This is a genomic window from Corallococcus llansteffanensis, from assembly GCF_003612055.1.
In the GTDB taxonomy this organism is placed as follows: domain Bacteria; phylum Myxococcota; class Myxococcia; order Myxococcales; family Myxococcaceae; genus Corallococcus; species Corallococcus llansteffanensis.
This window is the reverse complement of the sequence record NZ_RAWB01001180.1, coordinates 1-457: the sequence shown is the minus strand read 5'-3', so window position 1 is coordinate 457 and position 457 is coordinate 1. Positions and strand designations below refer to the sequence as shown.

The window sequence follows — 457 nt, the reverse complement described above, 5'->3', positions numbered from 1 at the left end:
GGGCGGGGTGATGGGCACCGTGGCGTACATGGCCCCGGAGCAGATCCGCGGCGAGCTGGTCGACGCGCGCGCGGACCTCTATGCGCTCGGCTGCATCCTCTACGAAGCTGTGACGGGCAGGCCGCCCTTCACCGGCGACCAGGCGCGGTCGGTCCTCCACCAGCACCTGCATGACGCGCCGGTGGCCCCCTCCCGCCGGGCCGGAGGGGTTCCGGAGACGCTGGACACGCTCATCCTGCGGTTGCTGGAGAAGCGGCCCCAGGACCGGCTGGGCTATGCGGAGGACGTGGCCGCGGCCCTGGGGACGCTGGAGCTCCCGGACGCGCACGAGGACGGCCCGGCCCCTCGGCCCTACCTGTACCGGCCCGTCTTCACCGGACGCGAGGAGGCCCTCGAGGTGCTCGCGCGGAGCGTGGAGCGCGTCCACGCGGGCCACTGGGGGGGGCTGGTGCTCATC

1 protein-coding gene is annotated in these 457 nt (G+C 74.4%); it reads left to right on the top strand.

Annotation, left to right across the window (positions count from 1 at the left end; all coding sequences use genetic code 11):
- Positions 1-10: 10 nt before the first annotated feature.
- Positions 11-457, top strand: a 447-nt coding sequence (locus D7V93_RS44020; protein ID WP_244237871.1) for a protein kinase domain-containing protein, incomplete at its 3' end; no start/stop codon positions are given.